The 25,595-nt window shown below is 57.7% G+C and carries 23 protein-coding genes and 2 pseudogenes; 10 read left to right on the top strand and 15 right to left on the bottom strand.

The window, feature by feature from the left end:
• Positions 1-97 precede the first annotated feature (97 nt).
• Positions 98-679, bottom strand: a complete 582-nt coding sequence (gene yihA, locus JCM12178_RS01045) for a ribosome biogenesis GTP-binding protein YihA/YsxC (RefSeq protein WP_054648124.1) — start codon at positions 677-679, stop codon at positions 98-100.
• Between the two features lie 86 nt (positions 680-765).
• On the opposite strand from yihA, the gene JCM12178_RS01040 reads away from it, so the two are divergent.
• The 5 genes and pseudogenes from JCM12178_RS01040 (at position 766) to lolA (ending at position 4,890) form a co-directional block, all read left to right on the top strand.
• Positions 766-1,224, top strand: a complete 459-nt coding sequence (locus tag JCM12178_RS01040; protein WP_054648123.1) for a type II 3-dehydroquinate dehydratase — start codon at positions 766-768, stop codon at positions 1,222-1,224.
• A 59-nt stretch (positions 1,225-1,283) separates the two neighbouring features.
• Positions 1,284-1,840 (top strand): annotated as a pseudogene (gene efp, locus JCM12178_RS01035) (elongation factor P).
• A 92-nt stretch (positions 1,841-1,932) separates the two neighbouring features.
• Complete coding sequence (locus JCM12178_RS21175; protein ID WP_439646674.1) at positions 1,933-2,304, top strand: DNA translocase FtsK 4TM domain-containing protein; 372 nt, start codon at positions 1,933-1,935, stop codon at positions 2,302-2,304.
• Between the two features lie 25 nt (positions 2,305-2,329).
• Positions 2,330-4,192, top strand: coding sequence for a DNA translocase FtsK (locus JCM12178_RS01030; RefSeq protein ID WP_439646675.1), 1,863 nt, complete (start codon positions 2,330-2,332; stop codon positions 4,190-4,192).
• 11 nt (positions 4,193-4,203) lie between these two features.
• Positions 4,204-4,890: an outer membrane lipoprotein periplasmic chaperone LolA gene (gene lolA, locus JCM12178_RS01025; protein WP_054648122.1), complete on the top strand. Its 687-nt coding sequence runs from the start codon at positions 4,204-4,206 to the stop codon at positions 4,888-4,890.
• Between the two features lie 13 nt (positions 4,891-4,903).
• On the opposite strand, the gene JCM12178_RS01020 is transcribed toward lolA, so the two are convergent.
• Both JCM12178_RS01020 and yedF read right to left on the bottom strand, forming a co-directional pair.
• Complete coding sequence (locus JCM12178_RS01020; protein ID WP_054648121.1) at positions 4,904-5,653, bottom strand: pseudouridine synthase; 750 nt, start codon at positions 5,651-5,653, stop codon at positions 4,904-4,906.
• A gap of 78 nt (positions 5,654-5,731) precedes the next feature.
• On the bottom strand, positions 5,732-6,352 hold the full coding sequence (gene yedF / locus JCM12178_RS01015; RefSeq protein ID WP_054648120.1) for a sulfurtransferase-like selenium metabolism protein YedF: 621 nt from the start codon (positions 6,350-6,352) through the stop codon (positions 5,732-5,734).
• Between the two features lie 160 nt (positions 6,353-6,512).
• Here yedF and JCM12178_RS01010 point away from each other — a divergent pair, with 160 nt between their 5' ends.
• Positions 6,513-7,157 (top strand): lysophospholipid acyltransferase family protein, encoded by a 645-nt coding sequence (locus tag JCM12178_RS01010; RefSeq protein ID WP_054648119.1) that lies wholly within the window; start codon positions 6,513-6,515, stop codon positions 7,155-7,157.
• Between the two features lie 54 nt (positions 7,158-7,211).
• On the opposite strand, the gene fliM is transcribed toward JCM12178_RS01010, so the two are convergent.
• The 9 genes and pseudogenes from fliM to sucD form a co-directional block, all read right to left on the bottom strand.
• Positions 7,212-8,189 (bottom strand): flagellar motor switch protein FliM, encoded by a 978-nt coding sequence (fliM, locus tag JCM12178_RS01005; RefSeq protein WP_054648118.1) that lies wholly within the window; start codon positions 8,187-8,189, stop codon positions 7,212-7,214.
• Between the two features lie 255 nt (positions 8,190-8,444).
• The gene (locus JCM12178_RS01000; RefSeq protein WP_054648117.1) at positions 8,445-9,740 is read right to left on the bottom strand and encodes a divergent polysaccharide deacetylase family protein; all 1,296 of its coding nucleotides are present in this window, start codon (positions 9,738-9,740) and stop codon (positions 8,445-8,447) included.
• 12 nt (positions 9,741-9,752) lie between these two features.
• The gene (locus JCM12178_RS00995; protein WP_054648116.1) at positions 9,753-11,036 is read right to left on the bottom strand and encodes a S41 family peptidase; all 1,284 of its coding nucleotides are present in this window, start codon (positions 11,034-11,036) and stop codon (positions 9,753-9,755) included.
• 47 nt (positions 11,037-11,083) lie between these two features.
• Entirely contained in the window at positions 11,084-12,193 is a 1,110-nt protein-coding gene (locus tag JCM12178_RS00990; RefSeq protein WP_054648115.1) for a murein hydrolase activator EnvC family protein, read from the bottom strand.
• A complete protein-coding gene (locus JCM12178_RS00985; protein ID WP_054648114.1) occupies positions 12,194-12,844 on the bottom strand; it encodes an endonuclease III domain-containing protein in 651 nt (216 codons plus the stop codon). It lies immediately after the preceding gene.
• On the bottom strand, positions 12,845-13,705 hold the full coding sequence (prmA, locus tag JCM12178_RS00980) for a 50S ribosomal protein L11 methyltransferase (protein WP_054648113.1): 861 nt from the start codon (positions 13,703-13,705) through the stop codon (positions 12,845-12,847).
• Between the two features lie 53 nt (positions 13,706-13,758).
• Positions 13,759-14,013: a hypothetical protein gene (locus tag JCM12178_RS00975; RefSeq protein ID WP_054648112.1), complete on the bottom strand. Its 255-nt coding sequence runs from the start codon at positions 14,011-14,013 to the stop codon at positions 13,759-13,761.
• A 62-nt stretch (positions 14,014-14,075) separates the two neighbouring features.
• A pseudogene (locus JCM12178_RS21170) lies at positions 14,076-15,085 on the bottom strand (glycosyltransferase).
• Positions 15,086-15,177: 92 nt separating this feature from the next.
• On the bottom strand, positions 15,178-17,253 hold the full coding sequence (gene sucD / locus JCM12178_RS00965) for a succinate--CoA ligase subunit alpha (protein ID WP_054648111.1): 2,076 nt from the start codon (positions 17,251-17,253) through the stop codon (positions 15,178-15,180).
• A 209-nt stretch (positions 17,254-17,462) separates the two neighbouring features.
• On the opposite strand from sucD, the gene JCM12178_RS00960 reads away from it, so the two are divergent.
• Positions 17,463-18,107 (top strand): hypothetical protein, encoded by a 645-nt coding sequence (locus JCM12178_RS00960; protein ID WP_054648110.1) that lies wholly within the window; start codon positions 17,463-17,465, stop codon positions 18,105-18,107.
• Positions 18,089-18,232: a hypothetical protein gene (locus JCM12178_RS18105; protein ID WP_157054648.1), complete on the top strand. Its 144-nt coding sequence runs from the start codon at positions 18,089-18,091 to the stop codon at positions 18,230-18,232. Before JCM12178_RS00960 ends, JCM12178_RS18105 begins: the two co-directional genes overlap by 19 nt.
• Here the strand turns inward: JCM12178_RS18105 and JCM12178_RS00955 are convergent.
• From JCM12178_RS00955 to JCM12178_RS00945, 3 genes are all read right to left on the bottom strand, one after another.
• A complete protein-coding gene (locus JCM12178_RS00955; RefSeq protein WP_054648109.1) occupies positions 18,219-18,620 on the bottom strand; it encodes a response regulator in 402 nt (133 codons plus the stop codon). The two genes, JCM12178_RS18105 and JCM12178_RS00955, sit on opposite strands and share 14 nt — an antisense overlap.
• Positions 18,621-18,624: 4 nt before the next feature.
• Positions 18,625-19,542 (bottom strand): hypothetical protein, encoded by a 918-nt coding sequence (locus JCM12178_RS00950; protein ID WP_054648108.1) that lies wholly within the window; start codon positions 19,540-19,542, stop codon positions 18,625-18,627.
• Positions 19,543-19,615: 73 nt separating this feature from the next.
• A complete protein-coding gene (locus JCM12178_RS00945) occupies positions 19,616-20,722 on the bottom strand; it encodes a tRNA nucleotidyltransferase/poly(A) polymerase-related protein (protein ID WP_054648107.1) in 1,107 nt (368 codons plus the stop codon).
• Between the two features lie 236 nt (positions 20,723-20,958).
• Here JCM12178_RS00945 and JCM12178_RS00940 point away from each other — a divergent pair, with 236 nt between their 5' ends.
• Positions 20,959-21,651 (top strand): biotin--[acetyl-CoA-carboxylase] ligase, encoded by a 693-nt coding sequence (locus JCM12178_RS00940; RefSeq protein WP_172677045.1) that lies wholly within the window; start codon positions 20,959-20,961, stop codon positions 21,649-21,651.
• A gap of 77 nt (positions 21,652-21,728) precedes the next feature.
• Entirely contained in the window at positions 21,729-25,430 is a 3,702-nt protein-coding gene (locus JCM12178_RS00935) for a pyruvate carboxylase (protein WP_054648105.1), read from the top strand.
• Positions 25,431-25,595: the final 165 nt, after the last annotated feature.

Below are 25,595 nucleotides of genomic sequence, written 5' to 3'. Positions count from 1 at the left end.
CTGCGCTCGGCTGGCGTGGGCTTCCGATAGACGCATCAGGGAATGGATTCTGGGCTGGTTCGTCGTGTTTCGGACAGGCAGGCCGGCAGTTCGCTGATTATCCAGCGGCGTATTCGGCCAGCATGTCCAGCAGCCTGTCGCGGTTCATGCCCGTCTTGCTGGAGAAAAAGAGCGGCTTCTTGCCCCCGTGGAGCAGGTCGGCCCACTGGTTCTGGACCTTGGCACGTTCGCGCTGCTTGCATTTGTCCGACTTGGTCAGCACCGGGATGACCGGAATCCCCATCTGTTTGAGATAGGAGACCAGCTCAACGTCGATCTTCTGCGGTGTCAGGCGAGCGTCGAGCAGTACGGCGACGGCCTTCAACTGTTTGTTGTCGTTGATGAACGCCTCGATGAGCTTGCCCCATTTGGCCCGCTCCGCCTTGGAGGTCTTGGCGTAGCCGTACCCCGGCAGGTCCACGAGATAGTATTCCTCGGGATGGACCCTGTAATAGTTCAGGCTGCGGGTCTTGCCGGGCTTGGAGCTGATCTTCGCCAGCTTCTTGCGGCCCGCAAGGCAGTTGATGAGCGACGATTTGCCCACGTTGGAGCGTCCGGCGAGCGCGACCTGCGGTTCATCCTCAGGTTCGAGCTGGCCGATTTCGTAGACGGTTTTGACTAATTCAAGATATCGGTTCATAACGTACTGGTTGTTTCGGCTGCATTGCCGGGTGCTATGTCGCCTTTTCAGTGACCGGAGTCAAGCGCCGAACAGGGGAGCGCATCATGGAAAAACATAAGATTCTCATTCTAAACGGGCCAAACCTTGGGCATATCGGCAAACGCCAGCCCGAGATTTACGGCACAGAGAGCATGGAAGACCTTGGTGACATCCTTGCCAAAAGCATGGGTGACAGGGCCGAATCCATTGAACTCGAATACTTTCAGGCCAATTCCGAGGGCGCGCTGATTGACAGGCTTGAGAAGGCCCGTGAGGATGGCGTTGCCGGAATCGCCTTCAATGCCGGGGCATACACGCATACAAGCCTTGCCATCGCCGATTGTCTCGCTTGGATCGAAGTGCCGTGCGTGGAAGTGCACCTGAGCAACATTTGGGCGCGCACCGACCAGCCGCTCCGGCAGCAGAGTCTTATGGGCGCAAGCTGCATCGGAGTTATTGCCGGATTCGGCATTATGAGCTATGCCATGGCGGTTCAGGCGCTACTGGACCATATTTCCCGCTAGAGGACCCACTGAATCGTCAACGCCCCAGAGGGGCAGCAAATGTCCATACCGGAGAGCGTATGTACTCCACCACCGACTTCAAAAACGGGCTCAAGATCGAGCTTGACGGCAAGCCGTACGAAATCATCCAGCATCAGCACCATAAGCCCGGAAAAGGCGGCGCGGTCATGCGCACCAAGCTTCGTCAGCTTATGACAGGCCAGGTCATAGACAAGACCTTCCGCTCCGGTGAAAAGGTCAAGAAGCCCGACATGTCCCATCAGGACATGCAGTTCCTGTACAAGGACGGCGAGGATTTCGTCTTCATGAACCTTGAAGATTACGATCAGCTTCATGTTCCGACAGATGCCGTGGGCGACAAGGGCGGCTACATAAAGGAGGGCGACACCGTGAAGGTGCTGCTCTACAACGGGCAGCTCATCGGCGTGGATCTTCCGGCATCCGTGATTCTGGAAGTGGCCGAGACTGACCCCGGCATTCAGGCGACCGCGTATCGGGTGCCACGAAGCCCGCAGTTCTGGAAACCGGCAAAAACGTGCTGGTCCCGCTCTTCATCAACGTGGGCGACAAGGTCAAGATCGACACCCGTTCCAATGACTATCTTGGTCGGGAGTAACCGTCGGACTTGCGATCATGCGTGATGATCGGATACAAGGGCCGTGGAACAGTAGCGTTCCGCGGCCCATTTCATTGAGAACGGAGTACTAGATGGCCCGAGTAAACGCATCCAAAGGCAGGAAGGAAGAGAAAGGCCACGGCCGCGAAATGCGCGGTCTCTTTCTCATCGCCCTGGCCGCGTTTCTTATCATATCCCTTGTCAGCTTCGATCCCGGCGACCCGAGCTTCAATCAGGCTGTAACGCCCAAGAATGTTAGCAATCTTGCCGGGGTTGTCGGTTCATACGCTGCCGGTTTTCTGGTCGATATCTTTGGTGCAGGAGCCTGGTTCTGGCCTCTGCTGTTTCTTTATATGGGAGCCTGCCGTTTTGTGAAGCGGATCAGGATACGCCCGGTGCAGTGGGTCGGCGTGTTCGGACTGTTCATCGCTTTCCTCGGGTGGGCTTGCCATCTGGCTTTTTGACGTCCCTGCCGATGCTTACGGCTTTATCGGGGCAGGATATGTTGGCAGGGCACTCATAAGCGGCGTGGTCCTCAAATGGCTCAGCCCGGCCGGTAGCTTCATCATCTGGCTTTTTTTGATGCTTGTCTCCTTGCAGATGGTCATCGGTTTCAGCTGGAAAAAGCTCATGCTGCTTGCCGCAGGATTGGCAGCTGCCGGTATTGAAGCGGCGCGCGAGCGTGCAGCAGAGCAGCGCGAACGCATGCAGGCCCGCAAGCTGGCGAAACAGCGACAGAAAGAGGAAGAGGTTGAGGAGCAGGATGATATCCTTGAGGATGTGTTCGAGGAAGACGCCCCACCTTTTGCCCTTGATAAACCGGTAGCAAAGAAGCCTGCCGCTTCACCGAAGACCGAACCCAAGCCGAAAGCCAAGGCCAAGCCTGCTCAGGCAACCAAACCCATCCCGCGCAAGGATGCAGGCGGCGACGAGCTTCCCGGCAATGAGCTTCTTACCGAACCGCCCGAAAGTGTCGTCAAGGTGGACAGGGCCGCGCTTGACGCGCAGGGCGAACGCTTGACCGCCTGCCTTGCCGATTTCAACGTACAGGGCGAGGTGCAGCGTGTGGTGCCCGGACCGGTCGTGACCATGTTCGAGTTCAAGCCTGCGCCGGGCATCAAGGTCAGCAAGATCGAAAACCTGACCGATGACATTGCGTTGGCGCTCAAGGCCATGTCCGTGCGTATCGAGGCGCCCATTCCGGGCAAGGACACCGTGGGCATCGAGATTCCCAACGACAACCGCCAGACCGTGTACCTGCGTGAGGTCTTCGAGTCTCCAGAATTTGAGAAGAGCAACTCCCTGCTCACGCTGGCGCTCGGCAAGGACATTCACGGCGAAGTCAAGGTCGCGGACCTTGCCAAGATGCCGCACCTGCTTGTTGCCGGGGCCACGGGGGCGGGGAAGAGCGTCGGGATCAACTGTTTCCTGCTCAGTCTGCTTTACAAAGCCGGCCCGGACCAGCTGAAGCTTCTGCTTGTTGACCCGAAGCGTATTGAGCTTGCTCCCTATGCCGACCTGCCGCATCTCGTGCATCCCGTTGTCACTGAAATGTCGTTGGCCAAGAGCGCACTGGAGTGGGCAGTCTACGAGATGGACTGCCGCTATGAGAGCATGGCCCGACTTGGCGTACGCAACATCGAAAGTTACAATACCAAGCTCGCAGGCCTCGGGGAAAACCGGCCGGAAGGCACGGAAAACCTCAAGCCCATGCCGTATCTTGTCATCATCATCGACGAGCTTGCCGACCTCATGATGACCGCGGCCAAGGATGTGGAGCAGTCCATCGTCCGACTGGCGCAGCTTGCCCGTGCAGCGGGCATTCATCTGGTGCTGGCAACCCAGCGGCCCAGCGTCGACGTCGTTACCGGCCTCATCAAGGCCAACTTCCCGACGCGCATCTCATTCTCGGTGACGTCCAAATTCGACTCCCGGACCATTTTGGACAACGTGGGCGCGGAGCGGCTGCTTGGGCGTGGTGACATGCTCTTCAAGCCTTCCGGGGCCAAGCTCAAACGAATGCACGGAGCGTTCGTTGACGAGACGGAAATTGCGCACGTGGTGGAGTTCTGGAAGAAGCGGGAGCCGCAGGAGTTCGAGCTCGACTTCAATGAATGGGGTCAGGACTCCGGCGGCAACGGCTCTTTCGACGGTGGAAATTCCGGTGACCCGGTTTACGACGAAGCGGTACAGTTCGTGCTTGAACAGGGCAAGGCGTCCATTTCGCTCATTCAGCGGCGTTTCCGCATAGGGTTCAACCGCGCCGCCCGGTACATCGAGCAGATGGAAATGGACGGCCTTCTTGGTCCGCAGGAAGGCAGCAAGCCGCGCAAAGTCATTAAGCCCGAGTAAAGGAGCATTATATGAATCGCAATAATATCAAGGCATCAACCTTCATGATCGTGATGATTATCATGTTGTGGGCGCTCCCTGCGTTTGCTTCACAGGACATCACGGACCGCATTCAGACGCGCTACGACAATCTGAAGACCTTTCAGGGGACCTTTGTGCAGGTGCTGACCAACGCGGCCAGCCAGCAGTCCGAGACCCGTACCGGAGACATCTGGTATCAACAGCCCTCGCTTGTGCGCTGGGTTACCGTGGAGCCGGAAAAGGAGCTGCTGGTGATCGGGAAGGATTATGCGTGGGATTACTTCGAGGACGATCTTACGGCCTTCAAGTATAGTATTGAAGGGCTTCTGGACTCCAAGACCATCCTTCGGTTCATCTCCGGACAGGCCAACCTGCGCGAGGACTTCATCGTCAAGACCGAATGGATCGGCGATGACGAGGTGCGCAAGGAGTGGGGCGACGACCTTACCATCCTGCAGCTCACCCCCAAGGAGCCTGAACCGGGCATGGTGCAGGCCTATATCGGCGTGGACCCGGAAACCGCGCTCCTTAAGCGCGTGCTCATCGTGGATTTCATGGGCAACGGCAACGACGTCATGCTGAACGACGTGACCACCGGCAAGAGTATCTCGCCGGAAATGTTCGAGTTTACACCGCCGGAAAACGTGGTGGTGGAGGACAACACCGCCGGGTACTAGGCAAATTGACGAATCAGGAAAGACCCACGGCGGCGCGGAGCGATTCCAGCTCTGCGCCGCTTACTTTTTGCCACTTGCCGCTTGGCAGGCTGCCGAGTTCAAGCGGGCCCTGACGAACGCGCTTGAGGCGAAGAATGGTCAGATCCAGATCGCGGAACATGCGTCTGATCTGTCGGTTTATGCCCTGATGCAGCGTGAGGATGAGCGTCTGCTTGCCGTCTCTGGGCGGCCGGACCCGGACCTGCACCGGCGCGAGCTTTTCCCCTTCCTTGAGGGTCATGCCCTTTTTCATGGTATCAATGGCCTCGCCGGGCGCGAGGCCCCTGACGGTTACGGCGTAAACCTTGGGCAGATGGTAGCTCGGGTGCGTCAGGCGGTGGCAGAGCTCGCCGTCCGTGGTGAGCAGAAGTAGGCCCTCAGAGAAAAAGTCGAGTCTGCCGACAGGGAACAGCCGCTGCTTGCGGAATGATTCCGGCAGCAAATCCATGACAGTGGTGCGTCCTTCAGGGTCGGAGACAGTGGTTACGACCTGTGTCGGCTTATGGAGCATGACCGTCACCGAGTCTTCGGGAGGCGTCCCCACTGCTTTGCCGTCGAAGAGGACCGCGTCTTTGGCAGGATCAACCTTGATGCCCGGAGAATCGGCGACAGAGCCGTTGACCGTTACCCGCCCGTTGAAGACGAGTTCGTCCGCGCCCCGTCTGGAGGCGATACCGTTCATGGCCAGAAACTTATTGAGTCTGATGGAATTGTCGGCGCTCATGGGCGCAAAGTGCCCGGTTCCGGGCGGGAGGGCAAGTGTTTTGAAAAGGCGGCCCGTTTTACCGGACCGCCGAGTTCACTAGGGACGGATAACCTTGTTGGCAAGTTGCAGGCTGGTGACCACGTCGAGCATGTTGGTGGTTTCTCCGGCCTGCTTGTCGCCAAATAGTCCGAAATGATCAAGACAGGTGCCGCAGACAAGCAAGGTGACTCCTGAGGCTTCCAACTCCTGCAGCTTTTCGAGGCACGGGTTGCCTTCGCAGGCAAGCTTGACCGCGCCGTTTACCATCACGATTCGCCAAAGCTCGTCACCGATCTCGGGAAGGGTGGCGAGGAAGTTGAGCATCAGCTTTCCGCCGAGCTCATTGTCGCCGGTGCCTATGACATCACTGCCGATGAAGACGGTGATCTTCTGTTTTACCGGAGCATCCGCGACAGAAGCGATGGCCTTGTCCGTCATGATCTCGCATTCCTCGCACGTTTCGTCCTTGGTGGCCCGTAACGTGTAGCTGTTTTCATCTTTCTCGATCTCAACGGAGTAGCCTTTGACGGTAAGGAACCGCGAGACGTTGTCTTTTGCCGCCTCGTTGTCCACAATCGCCTTGAGCGCCGCAGGGGCAGACTCCTCAATGACTTTCTTGCACCGCAGAACCGGTTGGGGGCAGGGCAGACCGTGACACTCGAGTATGATATCGGACATGGTGATTTCTCCTTGAAAAATCAATCAATCACAACGAACTACCATGGTCAAATCGATAAATGCAGTGGCTTTTAGGGGCGAGCGATAGACAGTATCTATTTTGAAATGGACTTGCGTTGCGGGCATGACAGGGATAAAAACTCGGCTGAAAGGAAACATCATGAAAATCCCCATTGGTCCTACTTCACTCTCGCCGCTCTTGTATCATCTTCACCGCTTCTGGTGTCGGTCCATGCGTTACGACGGTCTTGAGTATCTCGATCAGCTTGCCGACTTGCAGCGGCAAGGTATCCCTACTGTTGTAGCTGGCTGGCATGATGAAATATTTCCCCTTACTGGCTGCACATACCTGAACACCATCAACTATGTGCTCTTCGTCAGCCAGAGCAAGGATGGTGAAGTTATTTCACGGGTGCTGGAACGGATGGGACATGCCACGGCACGCGGGTCCAGTTCCCGAGGCGGCGTGCGTGCGCTGTTACATGCCAAGAGGCTCATGCAGCGCGAGAACCGGGTCGCTGTCTTCACTGTCGATGGGCCGCGCGGTCCAAGGCATGAGTCCAAGGACGGCCCCATTTTTCTCGCTCACAGGGCCGAGGCTGTCATTTTCCCTCTGAGGGCTTTCTGTGACAACCGATACGTCTTTGAAAAATCATGGGACCGTTTTCAGGTTCCATACCCGTTTTCAAGAGTCAGGCTCCGTGCTGCCGAGCCGTATCGAATTGAGCCGGAAGAGCTGAACGAGGAAGTACTTCAAAAGGAAAAGCGAAAGCTTGAAGACAGGCTCAACAGCCTTCAACCGTAATCGAAACAAAGGCCGCGTAAGCGGCCTTTCTTCTTTGCAGTCTGACGGATTGACTCAGAACCTGAGTTCTTCCTCGCGGGCAACCCGGAAAGCCTTGTTGCCTTTGACGCGTCCCGGATGACCGTGAAATTTCTTGACGCCTTCCACTTCGGCTTCGAGCAGATTGTCCTCGTCGGTATCCAGCAGCATGATGTCGCCGATTTCGAGATTGAGCAGCTGGCGACCGGTGATGGTGGACCTGCCGAGCCGGACAACCATTTCCACGGGCGTCTCCATGAGGCGTTCCTTGAAGCGGTTGATCCAGACATGGTCGACTTCAAGGCGTTCGGACTGGAAGGATGCGTGCAGCTTGGAGCGAATCGGCTCCATCGTGGCATAGGGCAGGCAGACGATAAGCGAGCCTATGGCGTTTTCCAGTTCCACCTCGAAGGTGATGACAATGACCACGTCGGAAGGCGGTACAATCGCCGCGAACTGGGGGTTGACCTCAGTACGGACCATCTCGATGTGCACTTCATGGACCGGTTGCCACGATTCCTCCATGTTGTTGAGGGCGATCATGACGACCTTTTCGACGATGGCCTGCTCGATTGGCGTGAAGTCGCGGCCTTCGACCTTGGGCTGACTGCCTGCACCGCCGAAGAAGTTTTCCACCAGTGCGAAAACGAGACGGGAGTCGACAACGAGCAGGGCGTTGCCCCGAAGCGGGTCCATTTTGAAGATGGAGATGGACGTGGGGACGGGCAATGAGCGCATGAAGTCCCCGAATTTGGACATGTCGATGGAGATGGGGTTGATGTCCACGCGCTTGCGCATGGTGTTGGCGAGCGCGTTGGTGCAGAGCCGGGCAAAGCGGTCGTTGACGATCTCCAGAACGGGCATCCGGCCTCGGATGATCCTGTCCTGGTTGGCAAGGTCGAACGAAACCACGCCGGAATCGTCTTCCGGCAACTCCGCTTCGGTCTCGACATCCCCTCCGGAAAGGCCCCGGAGCAGGGCATCAACTTCATCTTGTTCGAGAATCTTGCTCATTCAACATCCCTTGCATCGTTCGTGTCTCGAAACCGGAAACCGTCATAATCACAACAGTCTCGGCAGTTTCAAGCAAGAAGCGGGCCGATTGGGTCCGCGCCGGACCGTAACATATAATCGGCTACCTTTTTCTACACATCCATACGGCCATTGGCAACAGCGTGACAGGGCTGGAGGCCAAGAAATCGAGAGAATGTCCAGAAAAATGATCTGTGGCACGAAAAGTCGCGCTATTTCAGGGAGTGGCGGTCGTCGCTACTGAGCGTATCCTGCCGTGCCGTCAGTTTCATTTCGCTTTTTTGCCGACTGTTGAAAGTCGGGGCGGAGCTGGGTGATCGGGACGATGTTGACGGTTCCGTCGAGTTTGGCGGCCCATTGTTCAAGGGCGGCAACCGTTTCCGGGTGCGGGTGTCCGATGGCTATGGCCACGCCTGTCTTTCGGGCAATACGTTCGGCCTTCTTGAGCTGGAGAATGATGGCGTTGACGTCCTTGGTGTTATCGATGAACACGTCACGCTGATAGAATGGGATGCCGATCTTACGCGCCTCGCTCTTGGCAGCCGAACGAGGCGTGGTCCGGCTATCGAGAAAGAAGAGGTGCCTGTCGTGCAGCTCCTTGAGCACCACCTTCATGCCGGTGTGAAACTCGGTAAAGGCCGATCCCATGTGATTGTTCGCCCCGACGGCACCGGGGACCAGCTCGAGGTTGCTCTTGACCACCGCCCGAATTTGGTCTGCGGTCATGTTGGTGAATACGGCTCCCTCACCGGGGTTGGTGCCGGGCCAGCCCTTGGGCTGCATGGGAAAATGCAGAAGCAGCGGCAGACCGGATTCGTTAATGAGCCTGATGCTGTCGTCAGTGTGGGTGCTGTGCGGCCAGACTGCAAAGGATACAGGCACGTTAAGCGCAATGAGCCTTCTTAACAGGCCCATGTTTTCGCCCACGTCGTCGATGACTACGGAGAGGAGCGGTCCGTCAGGGGCGCCGTCCCCCAGCTGAAGCACTTCCGGCTCTTCGGGAAAGCTGATTCTGTGCGTCGGAATGGTGTCGACGCTGATGACCACTGCTTCGGTTCCGTTGCTTTCGATCATGGCGCGCGAAAGGCGGCGGTCCAAGGCTTCACGGACATGGGCGAGGAATGTTGCGCGATCCTCGGGTTCCGGCAGGACCATGGTTTGGTAATGGTAGTCATGCCCGTTGTGTTTCCGGACTTCCACATCGGTCAACTGAAGTTTGGAAAAGTCAATATTCTCAAGCTTGAGCGCTTCCAGCAGGGCAAAGTCCACAAGACGCACCTGTTCAGCAACGCCGGGAGGCTGAGGCTCCTCAAAGGGGCGCTTAGCCTTGTTCTGCTCCATCGTGACCTTGGGGGGCGTGATGGCGGCTTTCGGGTCGGGGCGCCTCAACTGGTAAAGCACGGCCAGCAGGACGATTAGCAACAGGCCGACAGCTATTCCGGCCATGGGAACGGGCCGGAGGAGCTTGTCGCTCCACCGGCCCTTGGATTCCTGTTCGACAGGTTCTTCGTCGTGTCTGTGTTCGTCCGTCATCGCTTTTCGTGCTTACTTGATGCTGCGGAGTTTGGGCAGTTTCTTGACCAGCTCAAGGGCCATGCGCAACTGGTTGTCGCGCTCCAGCAGACTCTTGGTTTTGGAGGAGATGGTGTGTTCTTCGGCAGTGTCGCCGTTGGCGTTTTCCAAATGCCCGGAGAGGTCCTTCTCGCGGAAGTACTCGGCCCGCTTCCTGTCTTCCTTCATGCTGGGAACCTGGAAGGGGATGGTCAGGTCGGGCTCGATGCCCGTGGCCTGAATGGAGCGGCCGTTCGGGGTGTAGTAGAGCGCTGTGGTCAGCTTGATGCCCGCACCGCCGGAAAGCGGGTACAGGGACTGGACAGAGCCCTTGCCAAAGGATCGTTCGCCGATGAGCAGGGCGCGGTTGTGATCCTGAAGTGCGCCTGCAACGATTTCGGCTGCAGATGCGGAGCCGGAGTTGATCATGGTGACCAGCGGCACGGAGACGTCGTTGCTGTTGCGAGTTGCGAAATAGTCCTGACGATCGGCCTCGTTACGGCCCTGCACGTATACGATGAGGCCGTCTTCGATGAAGGTGTCGGCCACGGACACGGCTTGGCTGAGCACGCCGCCGGGGTTGTTGCGCAGGTCAAGGATAACACCCTTGAGTTCCTTGTCGGCGCGGTAATCGTTGATGCCTTCGCGCAGCATCCGGGTGGTGTTTTCATTAAAACGGGTCATGCGCACCAGCAGGACATTGCCTTCAAGCGCAGTGGTCTTGACGCTGACAATGGGGATGGTGCCGCGCACAATGGAGATGTCCTCGGCTTCAGAAGCTCCGTCGTGAAGGATGGTCAGCACCACGGAACTGCCTTTTTCGCCCCGGATCATCTTGACCGCTTCGGTGAGGGTCATGTCATAGGTGGGGGTACCGTCGATCTTGAGGATGTGGTCACCGGCCTGAAGGCCCGCCTCGAAGGCGGGAGTGTCCTCAATGGGGGTCACGACCGTCAGGCGGTTGTTCTCTTCCATGCTGATCTCGATACCGATGCCGCTGAATTCGCCGCTGGTGCTTTCCTGCATTCCGCTGAACTCGGTGGGGTTCAGGTAGGTGGAGTGCGGGTCGAGCTGTTCCAGCATGCCCTTGAGCGCATCGTCGATCAGTTCTTCTCGGGAAATGGGCTTGACGTACTGCTCCCCGACAAGTTCGAGAACCTGACTGAAACGACTCAGAATCTGGAACCTGTCAGGGTCTTTCCCGGCTATGCTCGGTCCCGGAGCGACCGCAAGAGTGAAAAGCAGCAGGGACGTGACCAGCCAAAGCGTTATTCTCATCAGATCCTCCCGATGGGGGGCCTTGAAGATCGGCGGTTCTCGGCCGATCAGTTTTTAGAAGTCAACCAAGCCTTCGGATTAATGGGTTTTTGGTGAAAACGCAATTCAAAATACAGCCCCGGCCCACCGGCCAACGGGTAATATCCTGTTGTTCCAAGGGGTTCATCCTTTTCAACCTCCTGTCCTGTCTGGACGATGGTGTCCGACATGAATGCGTAAAGGCTGTAGTAGTCGAACCCGTGGTAGACAATGACCACCTTGCCGAAGCCGCGTAGCAGATCGTTATGTACGACCTTGCCCCAGAAAACCGAGCGAACCTGGCCGTTCTCTTTAGTGGATATGGCCAGTCCCCGGCGGGGAGGGCGAGCGTTGGGGTTGAACCCGGAAATAACCGTACCGTTTACAGGCCACGGCAGAGCGTGCTTGAATTGCTTGAAATTCTTTGTTTTCTGCGATTGCAGACGGTAGTTCAGGTTTCGGATGTCTTCGAGAATGCCTTTGAGTTCGGCTTCAAGTGTGCGTTTCTTGTCGCGCACATTACGAAGTTCGGAGCGCAGGGCGAGTTTGTCGCGCAGCAGTTTGTCCTTCGATTTGTTGATGCGTGCAAGTTGAAGCTCGGCTTCGTGTGCGAGGATGCGCTGGCGTTCAAGGTTTTGGGCCAGTTTTTCCGTTGTTTTTCGTACTGCTATGAACTTGGTTCGCGTGGCACCGTATACTTCGGAGAGCCATGTAAAGCGTCGGTCCGCCATGTCCCAGCTGGAGATGTCTCCGAAGCGGCTGCGCACGTTCTTCATGTGCACCGGCCAGAGCGTTTTCAGTAAATTCTTCAGTTCCGCCAGCAGTTTTTTGCGTTTTGCGTCCAGTTCATAGTGTTCTTTGCGGGCGTTTTTCTCATGTTCCTGAATGGACTGAAGCTCGGCTTCCTGTGACTGCACCTTGGATTCCAGCGAACTCATGCGGGACTGGATGCCGTGAAGCCGTTTGGCGATCCCCCCCTCGCGTGCCTCAAGCTGTTGCATGAGTTGTTCGGTCTCGTCCGCCTCAAGCTGCTTGGATTGCAGCTCATTCTGCACACCCTGTGCCGCGCTTGGAGCGGCGACAAGAGTGACGACGAGCAGGGTGAGCATACCCGCAAGTATGGCAGGGGTCGTACGCATCTAGTCGAGAAAAGCCTCCAGCGGACAGCCCGCGCATTGCGAAGCCCGCTTTTTACACCAGTCCTTTCCTACACGCACGATAAGCGCGTGAAACTCATTGTACATTGGCACATCTTCGGGCAACGAGTCCATGAAAAGGCTCTGGAGTTCAAAGTAGTTCGACTCTTCGGGAGCCATGCCGTGACGTGTCATGATGCGTGCCGTGTAGGCATCCACCACGAACATGGGTCTGTTGAAGGCATACAGAAGCATGGAGTCGGCTGTTTCCGGGCCTATCCCCTTGATGCCCAGCAACTGTTCTCGCAACGAATCCGTATTACTGGATTCGAGTGCGGATATATCCCAGTTCGTCTGGTCCTTGAGAAACTTCAGAAATGAGCGCAGCCGTGCGGCCTTGATGTTGAAATACCCGGCAGGTCGGATGCATTCAGCCAAACGTTCCTGCGGCAGTGAATACATGGCTTCCGGTTCAAGAACGTCGGCCTCGCGCAGTGCGGCAATGGCCTTCTCGACATTGGTCCATGCGGTGTTCTGGGTCAGAATCGCGCCGACGCAAACCTCGAACGGCGAGTCGCCGGGCCACCAGTGGCTGGGGCCGAGCGCATCGAGCATGGCCCGATACATCGCGTCGAGTCTGCGGCCGGAGCCCATTTACCGCCCGACCTCCCGCCAGAGCAGGGCCACCCATTCACCCTGCGTGAATATCTCGGGTGCCGGAAGTCCACGGCGGCGATACGCAGCCGCCACTCGCTCTCCCTGTTCGCCGAGAATCCCGGAAAGAATAAGGCAGCCGCCATCTTTCACGTGTTCAACGAGCTCTCCTGCCATCTCAATAAGCGGTCCGGAGAGAATGTTCGCCACCACGAGATCATACTGCTGTTCAGGGGCGATGCTTTCCACGCCACCAACGGAGAGCGCGATGGCGTCCTCGGTGTCGTTGTTCTGGATATTCTCGCGGGCACAGACCACGGCTTGCGGATCAATGTCCACGGCCAGCCCATCAAGCCCGAGCTTGGCCAGTCCGATGGCGAGAATGCCCGAACCGGTGCCGAGGTCGAGAAAATTCATGCTGTCGTCAATGCGACCTTCCTTGGACAGCTCGCCGATCAGCTCGAGACACAGGGAGGTGGTGGGGTGGTGCCCGGTTCCGAAGGCCATCTTCGGTTCAATGACGATATGGGTCATGCCGTCGTCGGATGCGTCCGCCATCCACGGGGGCAGAATCTCGAAGCGGTCCCCACAGGAGACAGGAGCGAAGAAGTCCTTCCAGGCCATTGCCCAGTTTTCGGACTCCTGTTCGTTATGGCTGAGTCCTCCATCGGGAAAGCGGTCCTTGATTTCCGCCACCAGTTCCATGCCCAGAGGATGGTCTTCAAGGAAAACCGTGTAGTGGAATCTGCCGTTTTTTTCAATCTCCTCCCAGCCGTGCGGCACTTTGGCCGAGAGGAATTCAACACACTCGTCGAGCTCTTCTCCTGCGACGGAGAATTCTATTTTCAGCAATGTTGTCATTGTTTTGGGTGCTTTCTTTAAGTGAAGGTTTAAGAGTTCCGGCGGTGAAACGATCAGGTCATGAAGTCGATGACAGATCCCTTTCCGGTGTATGCGGCGTTCATGATCGAGGTGGAAAAGTTCCGATCCTGTTCCGCGCTGTGGATTCGGGGGCTGTTGGCCTGTGATTCGGAAGGGACGTCCGCACTCAACTCCCGAGTCCGGTTGGACTCGGTGCGTGTTTCCTTGAAATCGGTCCCGACGAGTTCTTCCGAGGTACGGGTGGCGTACTCGTCGTATGCGCCGGCTGATGCGGAGATGTCCATCATGCGCCTCCAGATATTCAGACAATAAACCGCCGAATACCGAAGGTCAAGGAAGCCCGCGCCACTCAGGCGTCGAGCACCTCTTCAAACCGTTTGAGCGCCATGGGTGTGTCAAAGCGTCGAAGCACTCGTTGGCGTCCCTTTTCTCCAAGTGTGGCGCGGAGTTCCGGGCTGATTATCAGCTGCTCAAGCTTATCTGCCAAGTCCTTCGCGCTGCCGGGAGCAGCGAGCAGGCCGGTCTGCCCGTCCATCACCACCTCTGGCATGGAGTTGGCGTTGAAGGCCACCACCGGACGTTTCATGGTCATGGCTTCAACCATGGCGTACCCAAAGCTTCCCAAAGCGAGGGGAGAACAAAAATATCCAGTGAAGCATGAAATCCTTTGATATTTTCTGTAAAGCCGAGGAAATCAACGTGATCGTCCACCGAGAGTTCTCGGGAACGGCGCTTGAGTTCATCCTCAAGTTCCCCGCTTCCTGCGATCAGCAACCGGAAATCGTGCCCTCGCGACTTGAGTTCCGCTGCTGCTTCGAGGAGAAGGGCATGTCCTTTCTGCGCTGTCAGACGCGCTGCATTGCCGATGATCGTCTCGTTGCCGCGGCGCTGCACCAGTGGATCAGCAGGCAGAGCGTCGAATGCGGCTACGTCGAACCCGTTGTAGAGAACGTATGCCCGTTCTCTCGGGATCATGGACGGATTGTTTTTCAGAACCTGCCGGAGCGTTTCCTCGGAGTTGCAGATCAGCTTGGTGATGACCGTGCCGAAGAGGTAGCGGTTAAGCGCCGTGTTTCGTGTGGGAACGGCGATGCCACGCCGGAAGATGATGTCCGAGACTCCTGCCGACCGGGCTGCCATGCCGCCCAGTTTGAGGTCGGCAGGCAAGGCCGTGACCAACGTATCCACCTTGTTTTCATGGAAGAACTTTTTGAGACGATACTGCTTGGCAGGATTAAGGAAGCTTAGATTGCCAAGGCGCATCCGCAGGACCGGGATTCCCTGTTCCCTCTCAAGGCGATCACCGAGTTCGCTCGGCCGGTTGCACACGGCGAGAACACGGTGACCACGGTCGCGCATGAGGCGGGCGAAGTCGTAGTTCCACTTCTCGCCCCCGCCCCACGCCTTGTTGCCGTTGAAGAAACAGATGGTTTTGCGAGTCAAGGCCGCTCCTAGAGCAGTTTTTCGGTCATGCCCGGAATCTCGCGCAGGCTGCGGCAAACCGAGAACCCGGCGTCCATCATGGTCGTGATCTTGCCCTGAATTCCGCCGCCTTTTTCGAGGATGGCCCCGGCATGGCCGAGGCGTTTGCCCGGAGGCGCGGTCTGGCCAGCGATGAAGGAGACGACGGGCTTGTCGAATCCGGTCTGGACCACATAGCGCGCAAGGTCTTCCTCGGCCTGTCCGCCGATCTCGCCGAGGACGACCACGGCCTTGGTTTCATCATGGTTGCGGAGCATCTCGAACATGTCCACGAAAGTGGTGCCGATAAACGGATCACCGCCGATGCCTACGCTCAGGGACTGGCCGATACCTGCGTCCGTGAGCCGTTGTGCCGCCTCATAGGTGAGCGTTCCCGAGCGGGAGAGCACTGCCACGGGGCCGGGGATGAACGGCTGGGTAGGCAGGATGCCGATCTTGGTCTGGCCGGGCACAATCAGGCCGGGCGTGTTGGGCCCGATGACGCGGGTGGGGGAGTCCTTGATCTGCTCAAAGGCGCTCATCATGGCGTGCTGGGTGATGCCCTCGGTGATGCAAACTGCCCAAGGCACTTCGTTGAAGGCTGCCTCAAGTACCGCATCGGCAGCCATAGCCGGGGGCACGAAGATGATGGACGCGCCGATTTCATGCTTGCGCGCGGCTTCGGCTATGGAGTTGTACACGGGCACGCCGAGCACTTCCTGACCGCCTTTGAACGGGGTGACGCCTGCCACCACATTGGCACCATACTCCTGCATCAGACGGGTGTGAAGCTGACCTTCGCGGCCGGTGATCCCCTGAACAAGGATGGGCGTGTTTTTATCGATGTCGAAAATATCAAGCGATTCGTAGGTAATGTTCGCCACTTTTGCTTCTCCGGCTCCTCCGATGGGGTCCGGGAAATCGATACGCGGCGGCTTGACCGGCTGCAGGTTGCGCAGGGTCTCCATGGCCTCGGCCATGTTGGTGGCGATGTACAACCCCTCGACGTTCAGGCCGTGCAGGATATTCAGCGCGCTTTCAGAGTCCTTGCCGGACATGCGGGCCACGATGGGCTTTTGGGGAGCTTTGCCGCCGAGTGCCCCTTCAAGAGCCATGGCAACCTTCTCGCAGGACAAAATTCCCCCGAAAAGGTTGATGAAAATGGCCTCAACAGCGTCGTCGCCGAAGAGCAGATCAAGCGCGATCTCCATGCGCTTCTGGTCTGCGCCGCCACCGAGGTCGAGGAAGTTGGAGGCGGGCAGGTCGGAGAAGTTCAGCAGGTCCATGGTGGCCATGGCAAGCCCTGCGCCGTTGACCATCAGGCCGACCCATCCGGGCAGCTTGACGAACGAGAGTCCGGCTTCGCGTGCGCGGTTCTCCTCGGGCGTGGCGTGCTCGGGCTGATAGTATTTTTCCATCTCCGTGTTGATTTCCACGAAGTTGTCGTCCATCTCAACCTTGCCGTCAAGCGCCATGAAGCGGCCGTCGCCAGTGAGCACCAACGGGTTTATTTCGGCAAGCAACAGGCCGTAGTTCAAGACGGCGTTGAAGAGATCTGTGAGCAGCTTGGCGAAATCCTTGAAATGTTCCTTGCCGAGATCAAGGTGGAAGAAGGCCGCACGGAGCTGGTTGCCCTGTAATCCAGCGGGCAGGCGTATTTCCTGCACCAGCAGGTTGTCTTCGCCGAGGTTTTCGATCTCCACGCCGCCTTCGCGGCCCACGGTCAGCAGGATGCAACGCTTTTCTCGGGACACTGCGAACGAGACGTAGAACTCCCGCCGGATGTCTGCGGCAGGTTCCACGCGGATAAAGGGGACGCTGTTGCCCTTGATGGTGAGGTCGAAAATCTTGTTCGCGGTTTCGGCGAACGCGCTTTCCTCATCAACACGGAGGATGCCGCCGGCCTTTCCGCGGCCACCTGCGAGGACCTGAGCCTTCAGGAACCAGGGCAGCGAGAATTGAGGCCGCTTTGTGTCAGATTCTTCAGGGGTTACGGCGATTCCTTCCGGGACGGGGATTCCGGCTTCTTCAAAGAGCAGTTTGCTTTTGTGTTCATTCAGCAGCATTGTGTAATCCTGTGCGGGGTTGAAAGTATACTCGCGCGGGAACAGTATGAGCTTTACGCCGCTTTTTCAACGGAAATGTGAAATGGTGACGCCATGTGAGAGTTATGCCCGAATCTCCCGGAAAGGGTTGACCCGCAAAGCTGAACAGTGTGGAATGAAAGCGTTTGGCTCTGAATACAGGTCCAGTAACGGCTTTCAAGGAGAACGGCATGAGCAATCTCAAGGATTATGCAGACGGGTTGCAGCAGGATGTGGTTTCCGAAATGGCGGAACACTACTTCGGCGCGCGCAAGAACCTTGAAAGCATGATCGAGGTCCTTCAGGAGTGGGCCGAGGAGTTGCGTTTCAAGGAAGGTCGCGTTCTAGCCGCAGCAGGGAATCTGCACGCGCTGCTTATCGACGAAAAAACGGTGCGTGACTTCTACATGTCGCTGGATATCGTCCCGGCCTGTGTCCCCCCCTTCGAGGAATCCCTGAAAGCCACGAACATGGATCGCGTTCCCTTTGCTCTCACCCGCAAAGGCCGCTGGACCAAGTGCGTCAAGGAGGCCTATCATGGTCTCTCCAAGGCCACTGACACCTATCTCAACGGAACGTATTACACGGACGAGGAGGGCAGGAAACGTCTGACCGTCCACTACATCAGGCTCAAGGCCATGGTGCAGTATGTGAATGAAGAAGTGATACGGGTCAACGAGGACATGTCGCCGAGCGAGCCCTTCGGTACATCAAGAACATGGACCCGGAGTATGTGGCCAAGGAAGAGCTTGTCAATCCTTGCATGCCAAGTGAAGGGTGTGCGCTTGACAGCGATTTGCGCTTCAGCAGTATCGACATGGACGCGTTCGGATTGATGGAGCTTCAGGAGCTGCCGCACCTCATCAAGGTGGAGCAGCAAATCGAGGCGTTCTGTTCAGACGTGTATCCTGAAAAACGTCAAGCCGTGGCTGAGATTCTGGAGAAGATCAAATCAGCCTAGCGTCACGCATGGCCGATTGAAGCCCGCCCTGCATGTTCGATTTGGTCAGGAAGGCATCGGCGAGGCTGTCGAAGAACGAGCGTCCGACGTTGTCAATGTCCGAGTGAGCGGTGAGCATGATCAGCTTGAAGCTCTTTACGGCGTTAACACCATAGCGCTTTTCCAGTTGCCTGAGTCGCCTCACCACTTCGTGTCCGTCCATTTCGGGCATGACTATATCCATGAACACCGCGTCGAATGGGCTCTTTTCTTTCAGGCGGCGTTCAAAGATTTCGAGGGCATCCTCTCCGCCAGTGGCAACATCGCATGAGCCAAATTCCCCGAGCTTCAGGGAGACAAGTTCAGCAAAGCGCTCGTCGTCGTCGACGATGAGAAATCGTCTTTTCATGCGTCTACCCGTCGGCGTTTGTCTGGGCGATGATGTCGGCCAGCGTTTCATCCACCTTGTCGAGCGGCACCTGGCAGGTGCCTACGGCCTTATGTCCGCCGCCGCCGTGGCGCAGCATCAGACTGCCCACGTCCGTGTTGCTGCTACGATTGAGAATGCTGTGGCCGACCGTGAACACCACGTTTTGTTGTCTGAATCCCCAAAGGATTCGACAGCTTATATTGCACTGCGGGAAGAGTGTGTAGATCATGAACCGATTGCCGCAGTAGATGGGATCCTGTTCGCGAACATCCAACACCACGAGGTTGTCATACACCGTTGAGTTCTGGATGAGCATGTCCTGAAATGGCTTTTCGTGGTCCCGGTAGCGATGAACACGCTCCTGCACGTCCGGAATCTCGATGATCTCCTCGGCGGTCTTGGTCCGACAGTATTCGATCATATCAAGCATCAACTGGTAATTGCTGATGCGGTAGTCACGAAAACGCCCGAGTCCGGTTCTGGGGTCCATGATGTAACCCAGCAGAATCCAGCCTTCGGGCTTGGTTATTTCCTGTGCGCTCAGAGCGGCGCTGTCCACTTTGTCCACGGCCTCCATCATGGGCAACAGCGATTCCGGAAAGGTCTTCTCACCGTCGTAGTATTCCCATATGACCCGCGCGCAACTGGGTAGGGGACGGGAATCTCCCTCGAATTCGAGATCCGAGTCGAGGCGTTCCTTTTCACTGGTGTGATGGTCGAACCACAGGCCGCAACCGGGCACGTAGGGGACATTGGCAAGCACGTCGTTGGAGCTGACCTCGACCTTGCCGTCCTGAAGGTCTTTGGGGTGAGCGAAAAGATAATCGTCTATGATCCCGGCCTGTTTGAGAAGCACTGCGCAGGCAAGTCCGTCAAAGTCCGAGCGTGTAACCAGTCTCATGCTATTCCCCTTGGGTTGGCGTCTGTCGAGAGCTCACGGATTCTTTACAGATTACCTGCGCAGGCGAAACGTGTCAAAGCTCCCGCATGATTTTTTCGGCTCTTAGTTGATGAAGGCGCTTGCCAGACTCCTCGCCAAGGTTCTGGGCTTCCGGTGGCAGCCGAACGCTTTGGATTGCCGCACATTCTTTTTGGGCCATTTCACGGAAATCCACGCCGTGATCGGCCTTTGCCAGCTCGAAGAGTTCACGAAGGCAGCGGCCCTTGCGTGCCTTTTCGAGCAGGGTGACGCGGCTGCCGGGCTTCATGTCTCCGTATCTCGCAGCGTTCATGTGCTGGCGTGAGGCGATCGTGCCTGCCAAGACGTAGCGATTGGGCATCTTGAGACGGAGAGCGAGCTTTTCTGCCAGTGGTTCGCCGCGTTTTTCATGGGCAATGTGTCGGGGCAGCTCCTCTTTGGGCGTCACGGTCTTCCCGAGGTCATGGCAGAGCGCCATCCAGACGGTCAGCTCGTCTCCGGCACAGGCGTCCATGATCCGGCAGGTGTGCTCAAGAACGCTCGAGTCGTGGTGCTTAGGCGGTCCGGCAGGAGTCTCGTCGGCTCCCTCGAACTCGGTGAACCATGGAGAGAGGCACCCGGCGCTTGCAAGAGTGCGCAGAAAGTTTCCCGGCCGTGAAGAGCCAAGGGCCTTGATGACCTCTCTGGCGATCCGGTCATTGGGCAGATCGTCCAAAAGGCCGCGTTGAGCGGTTTCCCGCATCGCATCGATAAGCTCAGGCAGCACGGTAAACTCTGGAAAGGTCGCCGAAAACCGTGCGGCGCGAATCGTGCGCAACGGGTCCTCCAGCAAGCTTTCCTCGGAAGCCGGTCGCAGAACTTTGTTTTGCAGGTCCTGAAGGGCGTTTTTATGGCAGATGAGTTCACCGTCTGGACCGAGCAGCATTGCGTTTATCGTTAAATCGCGGTGCAAAAGGTCGGATTCCAGCGTTTCGCCGCGCGGAAACACGAATTCGGAGCCTTCAAGTATGAACACGGAAAAAGACTTTCCCACTCGGCGAGCCTTGGGGAAAGTTCTCATGAATTCATCCGGTTCAGCCCCGAATACAAGATAATCCTTGTCGGTAGCCGTTCTGCCGAGTAGAAGGTCTCTGACGGCACCGCCAGCCAAGTAGATACGCATTGCGGAACACTAGCAGAAAGATTTTCATGCTTCCAGAAGGAATTTACCTCTTTTCCAAAGGGTTGGATAAGGTCGCAAAACCATTTCCAGTAGAAATGCAGAGTCTGCCTGAGAACTGGCGGACGTTTTCTGACTTTGTCGACGGTACGCTGCTAGAGCATGAAGACCTCACATTCCTTCGATTCGATGGGGCGGTCTCGTCTCCGATCTTCATCTGTGGCGAATGCACATCCACCATGGATGTGGCCGCAGAGTTGGTGCGGCGTGGATTGCTTCCCGAGTGGGGCAGTGTGCTTGCCCTGTCGCAAAACTCCGGACGCGGGCAACTTCGCAGGCTATGGGCGTCTCCGGCCGGGAACCTTTATGCCACGCTCTGCTGGCCGGAGCTTTCCGGAGGCTGGGAAGCCGTGGACGTGGGCCTTGTTTCCATTGTTTTCGGTTGGTGTTTCATGGAGGCTGCGTCATCCTTGGGAGCGAACCTGCAACTCAAGTGGCCCAACGACTTGCTGCAGAATGGGCGCAAGGTAGCGGGGATGCTGATGGAAGATCGATTCGGCGCCACGCTCGGCGGTATCGGCATGAATCTGGTACACAGCCCCGGCGACGACGCCATGCGACGGGACGCCGCCTGTCCTGCCGGGAAACTGGCCTTTGACGGGCCTGTCCATTCGGTGCCGAACCTTTGGTCAAACCTTGAAAATCAGGCCAAAAATATATATGCACGACTGATCTGCGATTTTTCCCCTCAAGAGTTCCTCTCGCTCGTAGAGAGTCGTCTTGCCTGGGTGGGCCGCAATGTGCTCGTCAGGGATGGGGGAGAACCCGCCACGGAAGGCCGCCTGAGCGGCTTGAGTGATGATGGCGGGTTGATCGTGGTCCGGGACGGCGTGGAGTCCGTCGTTCGTTCCGGGTCCATCGTGCCGGTGTAGTCCGCCGCCGATTCCAAAGAGCGGAAAGTCCGGGTAAGCCGGGCGCATACGGTCTCAGGAAGGAGAGTAGACAAGCAATGAAGCCCAAGTCCTTTGAGCAGGTACTCGAAGAAGTCAGGGGCAAGCGGATTCTTGTCGCGAACCGGGGTATCCCGGCTCGACGCATCTGCCGCTCCATTTCGGAAGTGTTCGACGCAGTGGCCGTCATGACAGCCACCGACGTCGACAAAACTTCCCCGGCCACGTCCGGCGCCAACGAACTCATGCTGCTGGGGGCCGACCCGCGCGCGTATCTCGACCTCGACAGGATCATCCGCGAGGCCAAGGCGCGCGACATCGTCGCCATCCATCCCGGCTGGGGGTTCGGTGCCGAGGACGACAGTTTTCCCAAACGCTGCAAGGAAGCGGGCATCATTTTCATCGGCCCCGAACAGGAGCCCATGCGTACCCTCGGCAACAAGGTTGCCGTCAGAAAACTTGCCCAGGAAGTGGGCGTCCCGGTGGTTCCCGGTTCGGAAGGAGCCGTGTCCATCCCCGAGGCGCGCGAACTGGCCAAGGAGATCGGATTCCCCATCATGCTCAAGGCCGAAGGCGGCGGCGGTGGCCGCGGCATCTACGAGGTCTATGAGGAATCCCAGCTTGAAAGCGCGTTCTCCAAGGCTTCCGCACTTGCCCAGGCATCCTTTGGCAACCCGCGCCTGTACGTTGAGAAGCTGCTGACTTCCATTCGGCACATTGAAATTCAGGTCATCGCCGACCAGTACGGCAACGTGTTCGCCTTTGACGAACGCGACTGCTCCGTGCAGCGAAATCACCAGAAGCTGGTGGAGATCACTCCGTCACCGTGGCCTCGTTACACGCCTGAACTGCGCGAAACGCTGAAGGAATATTCCAGAAAGCTCGTGAGCGCCGTGGGGTACCATTCGCTCGCCACCGTGGAGTTTCTCGTGGATCAGGAGGGCACCCCTTACCTGATCGAGGTCAACACCCGTCTTCAGGTTGAGCACGGCATCACCGAATGCCGTTACGGCATCGACCTTGTCGAGGAACAGATCGCCGTATCCTTCGGGTCGGAGCTGCGCCTCAACGAAGAGAAGAACGTTCCGTATCAATGGGCCATGCAGTGCCGCATCAACTGCGAAGACCCGCAGAAGGACTTCTCGCCCAACGCGGGCCGCATCTCCCGGTACGTTTCTCCGGGCGGTCAGGGAGTGCGAATCGACTCCTGCATCTGCGACGGCTACCGTTTCCCGTCCAACTACGATTCGGCCGCATCGCTACTTATCACGTATGGCAGTTCGTGGAACAAGGTCGTGAAGCTGACCCAGCGTGCGCTGCGTGAGTACATGATCAGCGGCGTCAAGACGACCATTCCCTTCCATCGCAAGATCACGGTCCACCCGGACTTCATCAAGGCCGATTACGACACCAACTTCGTGCGCCACAACCGCACGGAATTGATGGATTACTCAGACCGCGAACCGGATTCGCTGCGGCTTTCCCGCCTTGTGGCCGAGATCTCGGCCAAGGGCTACAATCCGTATGTGCGTCTGGACGAATACCGGGGTCGCGAAGACAAGCGCCTCGGCAGATTCGATCCGGTGCTCCCCGATCTGCCCGTGACCGGTTTCGAGTCGGCCATCAAGCGTGGCATGCGGCGCGATACCATTCTGGATACGCTGCGCGGCGACCGGGAGCAGGGCATCGTCCACATGACGGACACCACCACTCGCGACATCACCCAGTCCAACTCCGGCAACAGATTCCGTCTGGCAGAGGACCGTCTGGTGGGACCGTATCTCGACAAGTGCGGGTTCTTCTCCCTTGAGAACGGTGGAGGCGCGCACTTCCACGTGGCAATGCTCGCCAACATGACCTATCCGTTCACCGAAGCACGCAAATGGAACCAATTTGCGCCGGATACCCTCAAGCAGATTCTCATACGTTCCACCAACGTGCTCGGGTACAAGCCCCAACCGAAGAACGTGATGCGCCTGACCGGGGAAATGATCAACGAACACTACGATGTGATCCGTTGCTTCGACTTCCTCAACCATGTCGAGAACATGCGTCCCTTTGCCGAGGTGGCCCTCAATTCCGATACCGCCATCTTCGAGCCCGCCATCTCCCTTTCCTGGGCCAAGGGCTTTAATGTGGAGCGGTATCTGACCGTGACCGAAGAAATCATCCGCATGTGCGCCGATGTGGCGGGCGTTTCCGCCAAGAAGGCCGAGAAGATGATCATCCTCGGTCTCAAGGATATGGCCGGTGTGTGCCCGCCGCGCTTCATGCGCGAGCTGGTGGGCAGCATCCGCAAGGCCTATCCGGAGCTGGTCATCCACTCCCACAGGCACTACACCGACGGCCTGTTCGTCCCCAGCACCGGGGCCGCGGCCGATGCGGGAGCGCACATCGTGGACGTGGCCATCGGTTCTTCCGTGCGCTGGTACGGGCAGGGCGAAGTGCTCTCCACCGCCAGCTACATCGAAGACGAGATCGGTCTCAAGACCTCGCTCGACAAGGATGCCATCAGGGCGTGCAACTTCGTGCTCAAGCAGATCATGCCCTATTACGATAAATACACGGCCCCGTACTTCCAGGGCATCGACCATGACGTGGTCCGCCACGGAATGCCCGGTGGCGCGACATCCTCCTCACAGGAAGGGGCCATGAAGCAGGGGTACATCAAGCTCCTGCCGTACATGCTCAAATTCCTTGAAGGAACCCGTAAGATCGTCCGGTATCACGACGTGACGCCCGGTTCGCAGATTACGTGGAATACCGCGTTCTTGGCCGTCACTGGCGCTTTCAAACGCGGTGGAGAGGTCGAGGTCAGGCGTTTGCTCAACATTCTGGACATCGTCAACCTCTGCAAGGAAGAGGACCTTACCGATCACGAACGCGATGCGCGTCTGGACCTGTATCGCGATTCCAACGACGCCTTCCGCCAGCTGCTGCTCGGCAGATACGGCAAGCTGCCGCTTGGTTTCCCCGAAGACTGGGTATACCAGTCCGCGTTCGGCAAGAACTGGGAAAAGGCCATCGCAAAGCGCACCGAGGAGTCCCCGCTGGCGACGCTGCCGGATGTGGACCTCAAGGCCGAGGAAGCGACGCTTCAGGAACGGCTGGGACGCCATCCTTCCCCGGAAGAATTCGTGATGTACCTGAACCATCCGGGCGATGCCATCACGACCATCGACTTCTGCGAGAAGTACGGGAATATCAACAACCTGCCGCTTGATGTCTGGTTCGAGGGACTGGAAAAGGGCGAGGTGCTGCACTTCCAGGGCGACTGCAAGAAGCCGCATATGATGCGCATCATCGACATTCCCGAACCGGACGAGAACGGCATGTCCCTTGTTCGATATATGCTGGACTCCGAGAACGTCAGCCATCAGGTCAAGGTGGCCGAGCCGGTTGGCTCTGACAAGGACGCCATCGAAATGGCCAACCCCGGCAACGAGAACCACGTGGGTTCCCCGTGCAACGGCGACCTCTGGGTCATGCATGTGCGGCCGGGTGATTCGGTCAAGGCTGGCGAGGAGATCTTCAACATCTCTGTCATGAAGCAGGAAAAGGCCGTGTACGCGCCGGTGGACGGCGTTGTGCAGCGGGTTCTCAAGGCGGCCAACTTCGAGGAAGACAAGAAGATGGTCCCTGTAGTCGAGGGCGAGCTGCTTGTGGAGCTCGGGCCGCCCGCTGAGCGGTGCCCGACCTGCAAGGAGGCTGTCCCTGCGGCAAACTGCAAGTTCTGCCCGTCCTGCGGACAGAAATTATAGGTACCATCAAGCTGCGGGAACGTGCGCGGAATGTGATTTTCCCGGCGGAAATATTGACGAACCGCGCCCGCAGCCTGTAGGCATAATTGTGGTGTGTAGTTGATTGTGTGTTTCGTAACCACTTCTAATACATGGTTTGACTTGTCCGAAGCCGACATTCGGACA

Source organism: Salidesulfovibrio brasiliensis JCM 12178 (assembly GCF_001311825.1).
Lineage (GTDB): Bacteria > Desulfobacterota > Desulfovibrionia > Desulfovibrionales > Desulfovibrionaceae > Pseudodesulfovibrio > Pseudodesulfovibrio brasiliensis.
Note: the sequence above shows the minus strand (reverse complement) of the source record. Positions and strands in the feature narration are given on the sequence as shown.